This window comes from Pseudomonas sp. 67(2021) (assembly GCF_017491835.1).
In the GTDB taxonomy this organism is placed as follows: Bacteria; Pseudomonadota; Gammaproteobacteria; order Pseudomonadales; family Pseudomonadaceae; genus Aquipseudomonas; species Aquipseudomonas atacamensis.
This window is the reverse complement of record NZ_JAFGYL010000024.1, coordinates 15,386-33,195: the sequence shown is the minus strand read 5'-3', so window position 1 is coordinate 33,195 and position 17,810 is coordinate 15,386. Positions and strand designations below refer to the sequence as shown.

The 17,810-nt window shown below is 58.2% G+C and carries 16 protein-coding genes and 1 pseudogene; 12 read left to right on the top strand and 5 right to left on the bottom strand.

Annotation, left to right across the window (positions count from 1 at the left end; all coding sequences use genetic code 11):
• From J5M66_RS23265 to J5M66_RS23245, 5 genes are all read left to right on the top strand, one after another.
• Window positions 1–1,113, top strand: a complete 1,113-nt coding sequence (locus J5M66_RS23265; RefSeq protein WP_206421827.1) for a polysaccharide pyruvyl transferase family protein — start codon at window positions 1–3, stop codon at window positions 1,111–1,113.
• Window positions 1,110–2,342 carry an oligosaccharide flippase family protein gene (locus J5M66_RS23260; protein ID WP_207809358.1) on the top strand — a complete coding sequence of 411 codons (1,233 nt, stop codon included), beginning with the start codon at window positions 1,110–1,112 and terminating at the stop codon, window positions 2,340–2,342. Before J5M66_RS23265 ends, J5M66_RS23260 begins: the two co-directional genes overlap by 4 nt.
• The gene (locus tag J5M66_RS23255) at window positions 2,333–3,436 is read left to right on the top strand and encodes a hypothetical protein (protein WP_207809359.1); all 1,104 of its coding nucleotides are present in this window, start codon (window positions 2,333–2,335) and stop codon (window positions 3,434–3,436) included. Before J5M66_RS23260 ends, J5M66_RS23255 begins: the two co-directional genes overlap by 10 nt.
• 12 nt (window positions 3,437–3,448) lie before the next feature.
• Window positions 3,449–4,495, top strand: coding sequence for an acyltransferase (locus J5M66_RS23250; protein ID WP_024013615.1), 1,047 nt, complete (start codon window positions 3,449–3,451; stop codon window positions 4,493–4,495).
• A 110-nt stretch (window positions 4,496–4,605) separates the two neighbouring features.
• Window positions 4,606–5,736, top strand: coding sequence for a GDSL-type esterase/lipase family protein (locus J5M66_RS23245; protein ID WP_207809361.1), 1,131 nt, complete (start codon window positions 4,606–4,608; stop codon window positions 5,734–5,736).
• A 186-nt stretch (window positions 5,737–5,922) separates the two neighbouring features.
• On the opposite strand, the gene J5M66_RS23240 is transcribed toward J5M66_RS23245, so the two are convergent.
• Entirely contained in the window at window positions 5,923–6,336 is a 414-nt protein-coding gene (locus J5M66_RS23240; RefSeq protein WP_207809363.1) for a mannose-1-phosphate guanylyltransferase, read from the bottom strand.
• A gap of 31 nt (window positions 6,337–6,367) precedes the next feature.
• A complete protein-coding gene (gene galU / locus J5M66_RS23235; protein WP_041477294.1) occupies window positions 6,368–7,201 on the bottom strand; it encodes a UTP--glucose-1-phosphate uridylyltransferase GalU in 834 nt (277 codons plus the stop codon).
• A gap of 387 nt (window positions 7,202–7,588) precedes the next feature.
• On the opposite strand from galU, the gene galE reads away from it, so the two are divergent.
• The 7 genes and pseudogenes from galE to J5M66_RS27250 form a co-directional block, all read left to right on the top strand.
• Window positions 7,589–8,605, top strand: coding sequence for a UDP-glucose 4-epimerase GalE (galE, locus tag J5M66_RS23230; protein WP_016775458.1), 1,017 nt, complete (start codon window positions 7,589–7,591; stop codon window positions 8,603–8,605).
• 230 nt (window positions 8,606–8,835) lie between these two features.
• Window positions 8,836–9,072, top strand: a complete 237-nt coding sequence (locus J5M66_RS23225) for a hypothetical protein (RefSeq protein WP_016775457.1) — start codon at window positions 8,836–8,838, stop codon at window positions 9,070–9,072.
• Between the two features lie 91 nt (window positions 9,073–9,163).
• The gene (locus J5M66_RS23220) at window positions 9,164–10,279 is read left to right on the top strand and encodes a polysaccharide biosynthesis/export family protein (RefSeq protein ID WP_177180896.1); all 1,116 of its coding nucleotides are present in this window, start codon (window positions 9,164–9,166) and stop codon (window positions 10,277–10,279) included.
• 12 nt (window positions 10,280–10,291) lie between these two features.
• Window positions 10,292–10,957: a YjbF family lipoprotein gene (locus J5M66_RS23215; RefSeq protein WP_207809365.1), complete on the top strand. Its 666-nt coding sequence runs from the start codon at window positions 10,292–10,294 to the stop codon at window positions 10,955–10,957.
• Window positions 10,954–11,715 (top strand): capsule biosynthesis GfcC family protein, encoded by a 762-nt coding sequence (locus J5M66_RS23210; RefSeq protein WP_207809366.1) that lies wholly within the window; start codon window positions 10,954–10,956, stop codon window positions 11,713–11,715. Before J5M66_RS23215 ends, J5M66_RS23210 begins: the two co-directional genes overlap by 4 nt.
• Window positions 11,712–13,790 carry a YjbH domain-containing protein gene (locus J5M66_RS23205; protein ID WP_016775453.1) on the top strand — a complete coding sequence of 693 codons (2,079 nt, stop codon included), beginning with the start codon at window positions 11,712–11,714 and terminating at the stop codon, window positions 13,788–13,790. Before J5M66_RS23210 ends, J5M66_RS23205 begins: the two co-directional genes overlap by 4 nt.
• 135 nt (window positions 13,791–13,925) lie before the next feature.
• Window positions 13,926–14,018: pseudogene (locus J5M66_RS27250) on the top strand (metal ABC transporter ATP-binding protein); the annotation flags it as partial.
• Window positions 14,019–14,246: 228 nt separating this feature from the next.
• Here the strand turns inward: J5M66_RS27250 and J5M66_RS23200 are convergent.
• The 3 genes from J5M66_RS23200 to J5M66_RS23190 all read right to left on the bottom strand — a co-directional run bounded on the left by J5M66_RS23200 (window position 14,247) and on the right by J5M66_RS23190 (window position 17,709).
• Window positions 14,247–15,641: an undecaprenyl-phosphate glucose phosphotransferase gene (locus tag J5M66_RS23200; RefSeq protein WP_016775452.1), complete on the bottom strand. Its 1,395-nt coding sequence runs from the start codon at window positions 15,639–15,641 to the stop codon at window positions 14,247–14,249.
• Window positions 15,642–16,031: 390 nt separating this feature from the next.
• Complete coding sequence (locus J5M66_RS23195) at window positions 16,032–16,691, bottom strand: helix-turn-helix domain-containing protein (protein ID WP_122508334.1); 660 nt, start codon at window positions 16,689–16,691, stop codon at window positions 16,032–16,034.
• A gap of 277 nt (window positions 16,692–16,968) precedes the next feature.
• Window positions 16,969–17,709, bottom strand: coding sequence for a winged helix-turn-helix domain-containing protein (locus J5M66_RS23190; RefSeq protein ID WP_207817504.1), 741 nt, complete (start codon window positions 17,707–17,709; stop codon window positions 16,969–16,971).
• Between the last annotated feature and the right edge of the window lie 101 nt (window positions 17,710–17,810).

Here is a 17,810-nt window from a genome sequence, read left to right as displayed (position 1 = left end):
ATGAACGTAACGATTTTGCATGGCTACAGTGCGTCCAACTCCGGTGACGGTTTGCTCGTCGATCTGGCCATTGCTCTGGTGCAGCGTAACTTCGGTGACGACACCGCGATCAGTGTCGTGGCGTCCGACCCTGAGTCGTTCAACTACCTGCCGCACCCGCGTTTCAATGCGCCGGTGATGGCTGCCAAGGGTCTGGGGCGGGTCAAGCAAGCGGTGTTTCTCAATCAGTCCTACGCCGGGCTCGCTGATCTGCTGAAGAAGACCGATCTGATCGTCGGCGTTGGCGGCGGTTACATGCGTTCGAAAAGCGCCTTCGAGCACATCAAGCTGAAGCTCGGCCACGCCAAGCAATTGGAAACCGCGATTCTCAGCAAAGTGCCGTCGGTGTACCTGCCGCAGAGCATCGGCCCGTTCCACGGCGAGAGCAGCAAGATCGTCGAACACTACGCCAGCGCCGATGCGGTGTTCGTTCGCGACAACCGCTCCTCGGCCATCTTCGATGCTTGCGAAAACGTCTACCGCGCGCCGGATCTGGCGGTGCAGTCGCTGGCGAGCAAGATTCTTCAGCAACCGAAATTCACCCGCTGCGCCGCCTCGCCGGCGACAGTCTGCGTGGTGCTGCGCAAGCCCCCGGAGTGGAGCAAAGAGAAGAAGGTCGCCTACGTGGCCAATCTGAAACTGCTGCTGCAGCGTCTGAAGAACAAAAGCAAAGTGGTCTGCGCCGTGCAAAGCGCCGTACGTGGCAACGATGACGGCGCGTTCTACCGCGAGCTGGGCATCAACGAAGATCTGCTGTCGCTGAAGGCAACCATTGCCAAGTACCAACCGGACCTGGTGATCTCGGTGCGTCTGCACGGCGCCATCGAATCGCTGCTCTCCGGCGTGCCGGCGTATCACATCAGCTACGAGCGCAAAGGCTTTGGCGCCTATCAGGACATGGGCGTCGAGGACTGGGTGATCAACGGCGGCGACATCGACGTCGACACCATCATCAACACCGTTTACGCGCCCAATGCCTTGGCGGATTTCGGCAAGCGCCTGACCGACACCTGCCGCGAAATCGAAGCGAAAACCGTGGCCATGGACGAAATCATCAAGGGTGTCGTTCGATGATATTTCGGCTGTTGCTTCGCGGCGGAGCCTTGGGCGCGAAGTTCTTGCTGGTGTTGGCCATCACCCATTACCTCGGTTACGAGGCGCTGGGTTTTTATGGTGTGGTGGTCGCGGCGTCGTTGATCGCATCGAAGTTCTACAGCGTCGGCTTCAGTTCCGAGATCAACCGGCTGATCAGCGTCGGCGGCAGTTCGCGGCGGGTGGTCGACAAGGTTTTGCTGCTGTATCTGGCGGTGGGGCTGTTGTTGTCGGTGCTGACGGTACTGATCTATTCGCTGTTCCAATCGGTAGAAGCAACCGCCACGTTGATCCTTTGCGTGACCCTGGTACTGCTCACCGAACATCTGTCGTTCGAAATCAATTCCTTCGTGTTTTCTGCGCAGAAAGCCACCGCCGGAGCTCTGCTGTTCTTCATCAAGACCGGCCTCTGGGCGGTGTTGGCGGTGGGCGGCATGGTGCTCGGCTGGGTCGCGGGCATCGCCAGTGTGTTGTGGCTGTGGGTCGCCGCCAACGTGCTGGTGATCATCGCCGGTTATTTGATCGTGGTGAACGTGCACAAGGGCCGCGAAGCCGCGCCGCTGGACACCGCGACGGTTTGGAAGGCCGGGTTGCCGTTCTATCTCGGCACCGGTCTGATCGCCCTGAGTCAGTACGCCGAGCGCTTTCTGATCATCGACCTCGAGCCCTACGCCAGCCTCGGTAAATATGTGTATGCGTGGTCGGCGGCCAACACTTTGCAGGCGTTGTCGTATGCGGTGGTGGCAGTGGTCGGCATTCCGGTGTTGGCCAAGCGTTTCCAGGCCGATCAGCAGGCGTTCACGGTCAGGCAACTGTTCGTCAACAAATGGGTGATGCGCTCGCTGGTGGTTTCCGCCGTTGTGGCCGTGGCGATCTATGTGTTTTTCAATGTGCTGCTCGATTACGTCGCCGCCAGCGTGCCGCGTCCGGATAACGCGCTCCTCGCGGTGCTGATTTTTTCCTTCGCCTTGCGGGCGATTGGCGACATTGTCTGGGGCGGTTTGATTGCCTCGAAAAACAGCCGGGTGTCGCTGGCCAGCGCGGCGCTCTGCCTGCTGATTTCGGTGCCTGTCAGCTATGTGCTGATCAAGCATTACTCGATCTACGGCGCGGCGTGGGGCAACGTTTTCGCCATCGTCATGCAGCTCAGTGTGATTGCAGTGTTGACCCGTGTCACCGGCGCGAAAAAGGCTGCGCTGTCATGGGCCTGAAATTGCCGCGCATCGAGTTTCGTGGGCGCAAATTCGATTCGTCGATTTCCTTTCTGATCCTGTTCACCGGGCTGTTTCTGTCAGTGGCGATGCCGTTGCTGGTGCCGCGTGATCCGGGTCCGGATGCGATGACGTTGTGGTCGTCGTATGCGCGCGCCGACAACTGCAATTTCTGGAACCCGTTCTCGCCGGATCGCTCGTCCTACGAGTGTTCGGCGTTCCTGCTGCGGCCCACCGGGATCAACCTGACCAACGCCTGGGCCTACGGCATGTTCTGCAATTTCTTCCTCACCGCAATTCCGGTAGTGGTGTTCCGGCGCATGCCGTTGACCATTTTCGGCACCCTGTGCCTGTGGGGCATCGTGCGCTCGTTTTTCCTTGAGAACCTGACCAAGGAAATCATCGTGTCGGTGGCGGTGTTGAGCATTCTGCTCAGCGCATTGACGCGCAAATATCGCGGCGGTTTTTTCCTCTCGGCGGTGATTTACGGTGTGCTGATCCGGCCGTACTGGATCCTGTTTACGCTGTCGTGGGTCGGCGTCTGCGTGATGAAAAAGTACGTTTCGCGCTTCACCTTCTTTCTGATGCTGTTCCTGTTTTATCTGGCGGTGGCCATGGCCATTCAGCTGGCGCTGGGCTTTCCGGTGTCATCGATCCGCGCGAGCAACAACGAGCTGCGCACGGCGGGCGAGGAGGGCTCGAAGTCGCTGATCGTCTCGTGGCTCAGCGGCAGCGACTTCGTCTCCCAGGCGCTGGACTCGATGATCATTTTCTTCCGCCTGTCGTTCCCGGTTGAGCTGATTCTGCTGTCCGGGCCGGGGCAGGTGATCTTCGTTGCGCTGATGATCATGACCGCGCTGCTGCTGTTCAAAGTCATCACTTCGACCGACTACAAGGGCGCGCCGATCCAGACCAAACCCAAGGAACTGATCGCGATTCCGCTGGCGTTTCTGTTGGTGCAAGGCTTGTTCGAGCCGGACTTCGGCTCCTTCGCCCGCCACTTCTCGATGGTGGTGCCGGTGTTGTTCGTCGGCCTGGGCTTGATGCTGCGCGCGAACAAACCGGTGCAGGTCGAATCAAGAATTCTCACTTAAGGCAGGTGCTCTATGTCGAGCAAGAAAAAATCCCTGGAGATCGAAACCCTGCGCGGCCTGGCGTGCCTGCTGCTGGTGCTCTATCACGTCATCGGCCCGCTGGGCGGCGGCTTGAAGATCGACATCGGCTCGCCGTTCCGGGTCATCGCCGACTCGATGGTGTACGTGCGCATGCCGCTGTTCACGTTCATCTCCGGCTACATCTATTCGATCTACAAGATTCGCGGCAATGACTTTTCCGCGTTCTTTGCCGGCAAGGTGCGGCGGCTGATCGTGCCGCTGTTCTGCGTCGGCGTGCCGTTCTCGGTGCTGCAAGCGGTGGGGCCGGGGGTGAACAAGGACGTCGGCGTGATCGACGCGTTGTTGTCGTTCTGGGTGCCGATCAACCACTTCTGGTTCCTGCAAGCGGTGTTCAGCATTTTCATCTTCGTCGGCTTGCTGGAATGGCGCGGCCTGCTGCGTTCGGCGACGCGGCTGTATGGCTTGTTTGCGTTTGCTGCGGTGTTGTTCCTGCTGCCACCGTTGCCGCTGGATGCGTTCGGTATCAACGGTGCGATTTACCTGCTGCCGTTTTTTGTTGCAGGGATGATCGGTCAGGAAAATGTCGATGTTTTGAAGCAGCGTTTCAAAGTGATCGGGCCGCTGCTGTTTGTGCTGATCTCGCTGACGCTGTTGTACGTCGCGGCGATCGATCGTGAGCTGATTGTCGATCGCCGCAGCCTGATTGGTTTGACGGTGGGTTGTGTGTCTTGCATCGCGTTGCTGTCGAGTGACATGCGCTCGAAAGCGCTGACCTGGCTCGGCGGGTATTCCTATGCGATTTTCCTTTTTCATGTGCTGTTTGCCGCGACCTCGCGGTTTGTCCTTGGGCGCCTCGGCGTGAAGGATGAGAGCTTGTTGGTGCTGGGTGGTCTGAGTTGTGGATTGCTCGGGCCGGTGCTGTTGGCGATGGTGTTCAGCCGGTTCAATTTCACCTCGGTGTTGTTCCTTGGCGAGCGCGCGGCGAAGAAAAAAGCACCGGTGATTGTCGCTCCGGTGGTGCAGACGCAGAACAGCTGAAAGCTTCGCGAGCAGGCTCGCTCCCACAGAGGTTGTGTGAATTGCACAAGGTCTTTTGTGGGAGCGAGCCTGCTCGCGAAGGGGCCATCCCGGACAAAGGAAAATATTCAATGATGCCAGTAGACGCCCCTCAACCCGTCGCCACTTCGGCCATCACGATAGACGATGCCCGCCAGCGCTTTGCGCAGTGGCGCGAGGGCAAGGCCGGCAAGGTGCTGGCGGTTTCGGTGATCGGCGACAGCTACACCGCCGGGCAGGATTTCTATCTGAACAAACTGGTGCAGCGAGTGGCCGCCGAAGCGGGTTTCGCCGGCCCCGGTTACGTCGGTTTCAACCACGGCGCGGCGCTGGGCGGCACGCACTTCAAATACACCCGCAGCAGCGACAAATACTTCGGCGGCGGCTGGAAGGTTTCCGAGCTGGGCCAGGCCAGCCCGGACAGTCGCACGATCAGCGGCAAGCCGGGCGCCTGGTTGCAAGTCGATGCCAGTCCTTCGCCGCGCATCGATACCACGGTCACTCAGGCGAAACTGTTGTATCTGGGCAACGGCGAAGCCGACGAGCTGCGCTATCGCTGGTCGCCCGCGCAAGCCTGGCAACCGTTGAAACTCGCAGGCTCGGGCGTTCAGGAAGTCGCGCTAGCGGGCGTTCCATCAGCCGCAGACTGGTCATTCAGACTGGAAGTGGTGAAGGGCGCGCCCACGTTGTTCGGCCTTTGGATGACGAATGATGAGAAGGGCATTCGGGTGTCGAAACTGGCGGCCTCCGGCGCGGCATCCGCGGATTTCTATCACGCCGATCCACAGTGGCAGGCGCAGTGGAAAGCCGTGGTGTCGAAGATCCCGGCCGATGTTTACCTGATCATGCTCGGCGGCAACGATCAGGGCTTCGGCGTCAAACCTGCGCAGTACCTGCAAAACGTTCAGGGCCTGGTGAGCATGCTGCGCGAGATTCAGCCGGCGGCGAGCATCAACCTGATCATGCGTCAGGACACCACGCGCTCCAGTGCTTATCCGATGTCGGCCTATGCGCAGGTGCTCGAGCCGTGGGCGCGGGAGCAGCAGCTCGGTTTTGCCAACCTGCAATGCGCGTTCGGCCCCGACGTCAAACGCTACGCCAGCGCGATGATCGGCCCTGACAAGATTCATCCGTTGCCGGCCACGGGCGGGAAGGTGATTGCCGATTATTTTTATCGCTGGATAACGGGTACGAGTACCGGTTGCGACGACTCGCCACCATGATCGTTCCCACGCTCCGCGTGGGAATGCCGCCCGGGACGCTCCGCGTCCCTCCGCAGCGTGACGCAGAGCGTCACTGGATGCATTCCCACGCGGAGCGTGGGAACGATCAATACCAAAATGCTGACTGTGCCACCGCTTTCGCGAGCAGGCTCGCTCCCACAATGGATCGGCGTGAAGCCCAGGTGATCAGGCGTCGTGCTTGAAGGCGTCGATGAGCCCCAGCAGTTCGTCGAGCTTGCGCGGCATCAACCGCGCATCACAACGGGTCTCGACGTTAATGATGATCGCCGGGTCGTTGCAGCAGATGCGCACGCGGAAGCGCCAGTCGCTGAAGATCACTTTCAGGCCATCGCGGTCATCCATTTCCAGCGCCTGTTCGCCATACAACGCCTTCAGGTGCGCGAGCAGCGGATAAGGATCGCGCAGCGGCCGGCGAATATCGCCGGACGCAGGAAACACACCGATCCGCTCCACCAGCAGAATCGTGCCCAGCCAGGTCTCGTTGGCGCTGGGCAGCGGTTGATGGCACGACAACCAGCTCATCACCCCGAGGTTGCCCACCTCACGTTCAATCTCTGTCGAATGTTGTGCAATGTTCATGGTTGCCTGCCTCTGGTGATGGGGGGCCGTCTCAGCGGCCCTTGAGGTACACGTTGTCGTAGCAGAAGTTGGTCGCCTGCAAGTAACCCTCGGCATCGCCGCAATCAAAGCGCAGGCCTTTGAATTTGTAGGCCAGCACGCAGCCGTTCTGCGCCTGTTTCATCAGTGCGTCGGTGATCTGGATTTCGCCGCCCTTGCCCGGTTCGGTGTCGGCAATCAGGTCGAAGATGTCCGGGGTGAGGATGTAGCGCCCGATGATCGCCAGGTTCGACGGCGCGTCCTGCGGCGCCGGCTTTTCCACCATGTTGTTGACCCGGTAGATACCCTCGGAAATCAGCTCACCGGCAATCACCCCGTACTTGTGAGTCTGGTCGGCCGGGACTTCCTGGATGGCGACGATCGAGCAGCGGAATTTCCTGTACAGCTGGATCATCTGCGACAGCACACCGTCGCCTTCGAGGTTCAGGCACAGGTCGTCGGCCAGCACCACGGCAAACGGTTCGTCGCCGATCAATGGGCGACCGCTGAGAATGGCATGGCCCAGGCCTTTCATTTCCACCTGACGGGTGTAGGAGAAGGTGCAGGTGTCGATCAGCTCGCGGGTGCCGGCGAGGAATTTCTCTTTCTCGGTGCCACGGATCTGGTGCTCGAGTTCGTAGCTGATGTCGAAGTGGTCTTCCAGCGCGCGCTTGCCCCGGCCGGTGACGATGGCCATGTGTTGCAGGCCGGCGTCCCGCGCTTCTTCAACGGCGTATTCGATCAACGGCTTGTTGACGATCGGCAGCATCTCTTTCGGCATGGCTTTGGTCGCCGGCAAGAAACGCGTGCCGTAGCCGGCAGCGGGGAACAAACATTTACGAATCATAAAAGTATCCTGGACAGTCATGGAACACAGGCGACGGTTGCGCACCAGAAAGTGGCGGCAAGTTTCAATGATTATTGAAGGCTTACTTTAATACCCGAGTCAGGTTGTTGCTGGCAATTAGTTGCGCTGTTAAAAAGCGCTAATGTTATGAGATGTCGACTACTTGGTTGTAAGTTATTTTTAGTCGGTATCTGTCGATAGTGATAAGTATCCAGGGAGTGCTAATAAGTACCCGTCAAACAGTTTGACCGGCAAAAATAATTATTGCCAGTGGTTGAACTAAATTTGTTTGAGGTTGTTGTCGCCCTGTTTGTGTGAATTGCTCCGCATATCCACCAGGCATGGCTTGACACGCTACCGGGTATTTATTCAATGACGGACCGCGCTATGAAGATTCTGGTAACGGGTGGTGCCGGCTATATCGGCTCGCATACCACACTTGCATTGCTTGAGGCAGGTTATGAAGTTGTCGTTCTGGATAATCTTTGTAACAGCAGCGACGCAGCACTTCACGCCGTTGAAGCCATTTGCGGCAAAAGTGCATGGATGATTCGCGGCGATGTCTGCGATCGGCCGCTGCTCGACCGGATTTTCCGCGAGCATCAGATCGACGCCGTGCTGCATTTCGCCGGGCTCAAAGCCGTGGGCGAGAGTGTGCGCAAGCCGCTCGAATACTACGAAACCAACGTCGGCGGCAGCATCACTCTGTGTCAGGCGATGGCAGCGGCGGGGGTGTTCCGCCTGGTGTTCAGTTCCTCGGCGACGGTGTACGGCGAGCCCGAAGAGATGCCGATTCGCGAGGATTTTCCGACGGGCAATCCGACCAATCCCTACGGTCAGTCCAAGCTGATCGTCGAGAACGTGCTGCGCGACCTGAGCCTCGCCGAGCCGCGCTGGAGCATTGCGCTGCTGCGCTATTTCAACCCGATCGGCGCCCACGCCAGCGGGCACATGGGCGAAGACCCCAACGGCATCCCGAACAATCTGGTGCCGTATATCAGCCAGGTTGCGGTCGGCAGCCTGCGTGAGCTGTCGATTTTCGGTAACGATTACCCGACCGCCGATGGCACCGGCGTGCGCGATTACATTCATGTCGTCGATCTGGCGGACGGGCATTTGAAAGCGTTGCAGTCGATCAGCGAGCGCACCGGCATTCACACCTGGAACCTCGGCACCGGCGATGGCTACAGCGTGCTGCAAGTGCTGCATGCGTTCGAACAGGCCTGCGGGCGGCCGGTGCCGTACCGGATGATGCCGCGCCGCGCCGGTGATATCGCCGAGAGTTTTGCCGATGCTTCGAAAGCGGCGAAAGAACTCGGCTGGAAAGCCACGCGCAACTTGCAGGACATGGTCGCCGACACTTGGCGCTGGCAATCGAATCATCCCAATGGTTATTCGCGATGATGGCCATTTAGTCCGATGTTAGTTTCAGTCAGGTTGTTAGATAACGTCGGGAAATTACACTGGCAATGCCATTTGCAAATCCGTAGATATAAACCTGCCGTTCGACTTTAGCAGTTGCACAGGACTGTGAAAGAACAACGGATCTTGTTCGCGCTCTTTGCGGACTTGAAAGCTACCAGCTCTGACATAGATCTGTTTTTTAACAGTTCGAATGTTAGAAAGGAGTTGTTATGAAAAAAGTGATGGCAGTTGCCCTGTTGACGATGTTGAGCAACTGGGCTGCCGCCGCTGAAGCGCCGTTGACAGCGGTAACCAATGTAGGTGGCAGTGTGGCGGCTTCGCAAGCGCCCGCGGCCAGTACTGCAATGGTTGCCAGTGCTGTAGCGGCGTCCAACAGCGGTGGCAGTGCCAACGGCGGTACCACCGGTACGACGGGTACCACCGGTACAACCGGCACGCATAACTAACAGGAACATTTGTTAGTGCAGTACAGAGTCGCCCGACGCAAGTCGGGTGACTTTGTTTTTTGGATTCGCCCTTGAATAGCGTAGTGCCATTATGACTCGTAGTGTTTATCTTTTAATGTTGGCAAGTCTCGCTTTGCAAGGTTGCATGTTTTCCCCCGGCCAGTACCTGAGCACCAGCGATATCACCCGCCAGGGTGCCAGCGAAAGCAGTCGGGTCGAGCTGATTCCGATCACCCCGAAGCTGATCGCCATGAACCGCGCCACGCAGAAGCGTGAGTCGCTGCCGGCGGAGCTGCTGGTGACGCCGGCGGAATATCGCATCGGCAACAATGACGTGCTGTACATCACCGTCTGGGATCATCCGGAGCTGACCGCCCCCTCCGGCGCGCAACAACAGATCGATGCCAACGGCCGTCTGGTGCGCTCCGATGGCACGCTGTATTACCCGTTCATCAAGGAAGTCCAGGCGGCCGGCCGGACTATCCAGCAACTGCGCGCGGACATCGAACAGCGCTTGTCGGCATTCATCGCCGAGCCGCAGGTCGACGTCGCGGTGCTGCGCTTCGCCAGCCAGAAAGTCGTGGTCACCGGCGCCGTGACGAAGGCCGGCCCGCAAGCGATTTCGACCAATCCGCTGAGTGTGGTCGAAGCCCTCGGTTCCGCTGGCATCGACACTAATAACGCCGACTTGTCGGGCCTGCTGCTGACGCGCAACGGGCGGGTCTATCCACTCAATCTCGACACGCTCAATCAGCAGGATTCCGAACTGCAGAACGTCTACCTCAAGGGCGGCGATCAGCTGTATCTGCCGTACAACGACAACAAGCGCATCTACGTCATGGGCGAAGTCAACCAGCCGCGCGCGCTGAGCTTCAAGACCGCAACCATGAACCTGTCCGACGTGCTCGGTTCGGTCGGTGGCCTGAGTCAGACCAGTTCCAACGGTAACGCGGTGTACGTGATTCGCGGCGTGGAAAATCTCGACGTCGAGCCGGCGAAGATCTATCAGCTCGAAGCCGAATCGCCGACCGCCATGGCGCTGGCCTCGCACTTTCAGGTGCGGCCGCAGGATGTCGTCTACGTCGGCCCGGCCAACGTTACGCGCTGGAACCGTTTCATCAGCCAGTTGGTGCCGTCGGCGTCGATTGTCGGCACCGGGGCTTCGGCAGCGAAGAACTGGAGCGAATACAGCAACAACAGCAAATAAGGCCGCCCGACTGTGAACCTATTGAAAGTGGGCGTCTGCCTGATGGCGGCCTCGTTGCTGTGCGGCTGTAACCCGCTGATGAGCGCATCGCTGAACAACCTCAAAGCCGCCGTCGTCGGCCCCGACGAGGTTGATGTGACAGCGGCCGAAGTCGCCGGGGTCAACTACCCGCAACTGAAACTGACCACGCCATCCGGCTCTGGTGTACTGGCGCTGGTGCGCGAGCGCGAAGACCTGGAATTCTGGGTCGCCTCCGGCAAGCAGGTGTTGCTGCTGCGCGATGGCCTCGCCGTGCGCAGTATCGGCCTCGGCCTGCAAGGTGATCTGGATGGCACGCGGCTGGCTGATGACTCGCCGTTCAAGCAAGGCCTGCATCACGTCGCCGACGGTTTCACCACTCGGCGCTGGATTGATCTGTACAAGGGCCAGGAAGTCGGCGTGATCGTCAACAGCCGCTTTTCGCGCCGTTCCACCGAGACCCTGGAAATTCTCGACAAGCCTTACTCGGTGCTGCGCGTCGATGAACAGATCGACGCGCCAGCCATCGGCCTCAGTGCGACCAACCGTTACTGGGTCGACCCGCAAGACGGTTTCATTCTGCAGAGCGAGCAACAACTGACCTCGCAACTGCGCGTGAAGCTGGTGCAATTGACTCCTGACCGCAGGCATCTGCCGTGAAGCGCTTAAGCCTAATCGCGGCGGGTTTTTTGCTGGTCGCAGGGGCGAGTCAGGCCGCCGTCATCGTGTCCGGCGACGTCGCCAATCCCGGTCCGATCGCATTGCCGCCGGGTGGACGCCTGTTCGATGTGATCAGCGAAGCCGTGCCCAATGCAGAGGGTTATTGGCTGGCGGGCGGCTTGTTGCGCCAGTCGCTGATCGAGGAACAGACACGGCTCAAGGTTGGCGTGCTGTTCGATCTCGAGGTGCTGCAACGCATGGCGACGCTGTTTGATCGGCCAAGCCGCGCGGCACTGGCACAGCGCGTTGCTGAAGAAGTCCGACAAATGCCAGTGACCGGACGGCAGATCGCTGACCTCGATCCGGTAGCGGTGGAAGTCGGCTTCGCGCGCAACATTCGTCTGGATGACGGCGATCGGCTGATCTATCCGAAACGGGTTGATGAAGTGCAGGTGTTGGGCGCGGTCACCGAGCCATGTCACTTGCCGTACCAGCCATTGCAGGAGGCCCGCGAATATCTCGAAGGCTGCTCGATTCTCGACGATGCCGAGGCTGATTACCTGTGGTTGATCCAGCCCAACGGCGTCTCGCGGCGCGTCGGCATCGCGCACTGGAATCGCGAGTCCGGGCAGTTTCCGGTGGCCGGCAGCAGGATTCTGGTGCCGATAAAAAATGATGATCTAGATCCGCCTCTTCCTGAATTGAATCAGCAGTTGGCCGAATTCATTGCCACGCAGCTGGCCGAGGTGGTTCGTTGAAGTTACGTTTTGCAGCTGTGTTGTTATTGCCCTGCGGTCTGGCTCACGCCGAGCCGCGCATCACCCAGAATGACTTCGGTGGCGCCGGTCTGTTGCAGACGCCGACGGCGCGCATGGCCCCGGCCGGCGAGCTGAGCGTCAACGCCAACCGCACCGATCCCTACAGCCGCTACAGCGTGTCGTTGCAACCGCTGGACTGGCTCGAAGGTTCGTTCCGCTACACCGCGATCACCAACCGGCCGTACGGCTCGGAGGCCCTCAGCGGCAGTCAAAGCTACAAGGACAAGGCGGTCGACGCCAAAGTGCGCCTGTGGCAGGAAAGCCACTGGGCGCCGGAAGTGGCGCTGGGCTTTCGAGATATCGGTGGTACCGGTTTGTTCTCCAGCGAATTCTTCGTCGCCAACAAGCGCTTCGACAATTTCGACTTCAGCGCCGGCATTGCCTGGGGCTACATCGGTAATCGCGGCGACTTCGACAACCCGCTGGGCTACGTCAGCAATCGCTTCGATACGCGCCCGGCGCTGGAAGGCACCGGTGACGTCAACTCCGGCTCGTACTTTCGCGGCAAGCCTTCACTGTTCGGTGGCGTGAGCTACCAGACGCCGTGGGATCGGCTGAGTTTGAAGCTTGAATTCGAAGGCAACGACTACAAGAACGAGCCGAAGGACAACGAGATCAAACAGGACTCGCCGATCAACCTCGGCGCGGTGTTCAAGGTGACCGATTCGATCGACCTGAGCGCTGCCTGGGAACGGGGCAACACGGCGATGTTCGGCGTGACCTTTCACACCAATTTCGTCAGCCGCAAGGCGCCGGCCAAGACCTACGATCCGACCCCCGAACCGCTGCCGGCGAAGGCGCCGACGACCTCGATGGAACAGGTCAACTGGGCCGATGTGTCGCGGCGTTTGCAGCAGAATGCCGGGTACAAGGTCGAGCGCATCAGCCAGCGCGATTCCGAACTGATCGTCTATGGCGAGCAGCAGCGTTATTTCCATTCGTCCAAAGCCGTTGGCCGCGCGAGCCGGATTCTCGACAACAGCGTCAACGACGACATCGACTGGTTCACCGTGGTCAACAAGCGCTACGACTTGCCGCTGGAAGAAACCAGCCTGCCGCGCCAGACCTTCCGCGAAGTGATCAACAACGAAGAACCCTTGGAGGCGCTGCACCGCACCACCGAAATCAACCCGGCGATGCCGCACAACGAGAAGACCCTCTACACCGAAGCGCCGCAGCATTTCAGCTATGGCGTGGGTCTGGGCTTCAAGCAAAACGTCGGCGGCCCGGATGGTTTGCTCTATCAATTCAGTGCTGATGCGGACGCTGAATATCGCTTCAACCGCAACACCTGGTGGAGCGGTTTGCTCAGCGCCAACCTGGTCAACAACTTCGACAAATTCGTCTATGACGCGCCGAGCGGATTGCCTCGCGTGCGCACGGATTTGCGCCAGTACCTGACGACGTCAAACACGACCATGCCGTTGTTTCAGCTCAGCCATGCCGAGCAGTTGGATAAGGATCTCTACGGCATGGTTTATGGCGGTTATCTGGAATCGATGTTTGCCGGCGTCGGTGCGGAAGTGTTGTTCCGCCCGACCGGCGAGCGCTGGTCGCTGGGCGCGGATCTGAACTGGGTGCGCCAACGTGATTTCGATCAGGGCTTTGCCTTGCGCGATTACTCGGTCGTGACCGGGCATATCACCGGCTATACCGATCTGCCGTTCGACACGCTGGCGGCGGTCAGTGTTGGTCGCTATCTGGCCGGAGACTGGGGCACGACCGTGGACATCTCGCGCGAGTTTTTTAACGGCGTGCGCGTCGGTGCCTGGGCAACCATCACCACGGCCAGTAGCGCCGAATATGGCGAAGGTAGTTTCGACAAGGGCCTGTACCTGTCGATCCCGTTCGACGAAATGATGAGCATGTCGACCATGCGCCGCGCCAATTTGGTCTGGGCGCCACTGACCCGAGATGGCGGCGCCAGACTGAGCCGCAGCTATCAACTGCACTCGATGACGGATAGCCGGGAAGGTGACATGTTCTACCGCAACTTCGAGAAGATTACCGAGTAAGCGCTGGTCTGTGAGAGCGAGCCTGCTCGCGAATGGCCCGGCACATCCAACATCTTCAGTGCCTGACACAACGCTTTCGCGAGCAGGCTCGCTCCCACAGGGTGTTGTGTTACAGCACAGTTTTCGACCCTAACCCTGATCCCTGTGGGAGCGAGCCTGCTCGCGAAGGCGCCGACACATTCAACATCGCCATCGCCTGACACACCGCTTTCGCGAGCAGGCTCACTCCTACACTTGATCGGCGTCACGCCACACATCCTGGTCATCACCCGAATCCCTGTGGGAGCGAGCTTGCTCGCGAATGGTCCGGCACATCCAATATCTCCAGTGCCTGACACACCGCTTTCGCGAGCAGGCTCGCTCCCACGGGGGCGCACCTGTAGTCGATACTGGTTACCCAAATCCCGCCCACAAAAAAGGGGACTTTCGTCCCCTTGTGATCTGCAGCGCTAAACCTCAGTAAATATCCTTCGACAACAACGTAAACGGCGTCTTCACCAGGATCTTCAGATCCAGCCACAACGACCAGCTGTTGATGTACTGCAGGTCGATCTCGACACGCTTTTGCATCTTGTCGATGGTGTCGGTCTCGCCGCGGCAGCCGCTGATCTGTGCCAGGCCAGTGATGCCCGGTTTGATTCGGTGACGCGCCATGTAAGCGAGGATCTTGCCCGAGTAGTAATTGTTGTGCGCCACCGCATGCGGCCGTGGACCCACCAGCGCCATATGCCCCTGCAACACGTTGAACAGTTGCGGCAACTCGTCCAGCGAAGTGCGGCGAATAAAACGGCCTACTGCGGTAATGCGCGAGTCATTGCGGCTGGCCTGTTTGACTTCGCGGTCATCGTGGACACGCATCGAGCGGAATTTCCAGACCTTGATCACCTTGCCGTTCCAGCCATGGCGGTCCTGCTTGAAAAATACCGGGCCGGGAGAGTTGATTTTCACCGCCAGAGCGATGATCAACAGCAGCGGACTGAGCGCGATGATCGCCAGGAATGCCACGGTTTTCTCAACCAGACTCTTGCTCAGGGCAGCGGTGGGGCGGCTGGTCAGCGGGCTTTCGTTCAGGTAAATCGCCGGCAGGCCGTCCACGACTTTCACCGAATGATTGAGCAGGGTCAGGCTGTTCAAGTCCGGCACCCACACCACATCGACGTTGGCCCCGAGCAAATCGACATACATCGCTTCGATCTTCGCGGCTTCGCACAGCGGCAGGGTAATGTAGAGGCGACGAATGTCGTGGGCTTCGATCAGCTCGAGCAACTCGTCCTGAGCGCCAACGACACGCGGTGCGTCGGAAGCGAGGACCGGTTTGTCACCGTTGCTGACCAGACCAATCAGCGGCAGGTTTTCCAGTTGGCTGAGTTTCTTCGCCAGGCCCAACGCCAGTTCGCCAGTACCGACGATCAACGTCCGGTGTTCGCTTTTACGCGAACGCTGGTAGTACTTGGAAAACGCATGCAGCGGCGCGTAGAGGAACGCCTGACCGAGGAAGCCATACACCGCCCAGCTGAGAATCACCTGACGGGAAAACAGCTCATCGGCCTGGCAGACAAACGCGATGCACGCCAGCGCGGCCATGGTCATCGACCAGCCCATGAACAAGCGGCCGAGGCCGGTCAGGTAGTTGTCGCGTTTGCGATAAACGCCGCTGAATGTGTAAGCCGGCACCGAAGCCAGGACGGCGAGGGTGGCGCACATTCGGTAGTAGAACGCGACGGTGCCGGTGTGCTGTTCAGCGAGAATGAACAGCAGTGTCACAACGAAAGCCTGTGCCAGCGCCCATTGGCCCCAAAAGGTCAGTCCCTTGAGGCCCGTGCTTCGATTAATACTGAGAGAAAGATCCATACGATATCCCCAAAAGACGTCCATTCAGGTTTCAACAGTTGAAAGCCGAGTTGTTATGCAGACTTATTGTTTTTGTTTTAGCGAGTGTCTTGAGGTAACAACATCGAGAGCCGAACTGTCGTCAGCCAATAGACTAAGTTATTGCCGGGAATGGTGTCTGACGAGTTCTAACAAGATGGCACAATGCCAACTTTTTAATATTTAAATAGAAGGTTGTTAGAAAAGGTCGTAGAGCGGGGGATGAAAAAGCGGGGACGTATTTGTTACTGTTGAAGGGTGGAGGCAGGGAAGCTTTTATTGAATCAGGGAGGGAAAACCAAACAGAGTGCTCTTCTTGTTGTTGTAGTCGCACTTTATATCTGTTTGTCTCGGTTTGAAGGTCTTCTTCGGTTACGCAACGACTTCTTGAATCAGGCAATATCCGCGATTTCTTACGGCTCGGAACAATCTCTCGCCATTACTTGCGCTCTTGAATTTATCCTGCAATCGGCTCAGGCACATTTCCAGGCCACGGTATTGCTCGGGTTCCCGACCAATGCTGATGATCAAGTCATCACGACTGACCACGCGCTCTTCATGGCTCAGCATTTTCCTGACCAGAGCGGTTTCCAGGCCAGTCAGGCTGATCGCAACATTGTCCTTGAGCAACACGCCTTGTTCATCGTCAAGATGCCAGGTGTCGCTGCAAGGCTCAGTGCTCTCGCTGATATTGGAGATATGAGCGCGTTCTGCACTGCGGGTCGGGAAGCTTTGAAACGGATTGTCTGTTTGCGCGGCTCGCCATTCATTTTCAAGAGTGGCCAGTATGCGTTGAGTATCATGTTCGATACTGCGCGCAACATTCTTTCGGCTGAGGCTTGGGTAACTGAACTCCATGACCATCGGGGCGGAAGAGGGCGAAGCAACACCTTCAACAAACATTTGTGCCTGCGACGTGCCAAACGAATTGAAACGCTCACTGGACAAGATGCTTTCCAGTTCACGTTGCGACGTTGTGCTGTGCGTCACAACAACAAAATATTTTCTGGGGAGGGTTGTACTCGTTTCCATGTCTCTCTCCTAAATACACACCAAAATTGGCTAAAAGATAAATCGGCAGGCGAGCAATGACTTCCTCGGAAGTAATCGTAGGCAGGGTTCTGGCCGAAAATGGCCATCGATAAATTCCACTCGATCTGCTGCTATGTTATGGAGTTTTATTGTTATGTGGCGTGATGCCGTGCTCATTCAAGTGCTTGAGTTTTAATAAGTATGAGGCGCAATTGAAACGATATGGCTGCATCAGACGATCCTTCGTACGTATGCAAAAGGGAAGACTGCCCGAGACTCAGGCAGTCGATATCAGGCCCCGCATCAGGCGATAGCCGTAGCCGCGGATGCTCTGAATCGCGTTTGTACCATACATGTCCTTGATTTTTCCACGCAAGCGACTGATTGATTTTTCCAGTGCCCGAGGGTCGTAGAAATTGGTGTTGAGGCCCATGATGCTGGCGATTTCATCATGACTCAGAATGTGATTGCCGGTGTGCGCAAAGGCCTCGAGGATCTTCATTTCGGCGAAAGAGATATCCAGTTTGCGCCGACTGTCCATCAGGCAGATCCGCGTCGGATCAAGCGTGAGATTGATATCTCGTTTCCCGTCTTCTCTGTTGAAGAACTCCGCGAGCAAGTCTTCGCTGTCATCGCTCAATGTGTTGAGCTTGATACAGGCATCCGCCCCGGCGAGGAAATATTTGATCTTGTTGACGGCACCGCGGCCGGTAACGACAGCGCAAATAAGTGGCTTCAAGTTGTCATCGCGCAGGGTCTGCACCAGGGCCAGATTTTCTTCGATGGCTTGTGGACTATCGATGATGACGAAAATGGCGCGATAGGAACCTATGTAGCCGTGCTGTTTATATGAACTAGTGAAAGCACCTGTTTCCAGGGTCATATCGGGTTGCACGTGCTTTGCGATCAGCGATCTCAAATGATCAGCCACACCCAGTGTACGACCCAGCGCAAGAACACCGGATTCATCATTTGTCGGGCGCGGACTTCTCGTCGCCAAGTTCCCTGAGAGCATCATGCGTTGACTCGAATTAGGTGCTGACATCGGGATGTTAAAGCACCGGTTCTCATCTGTGACTGACAATTGGTAACATTTGTGCGGATTTTAGACGTGTCTCC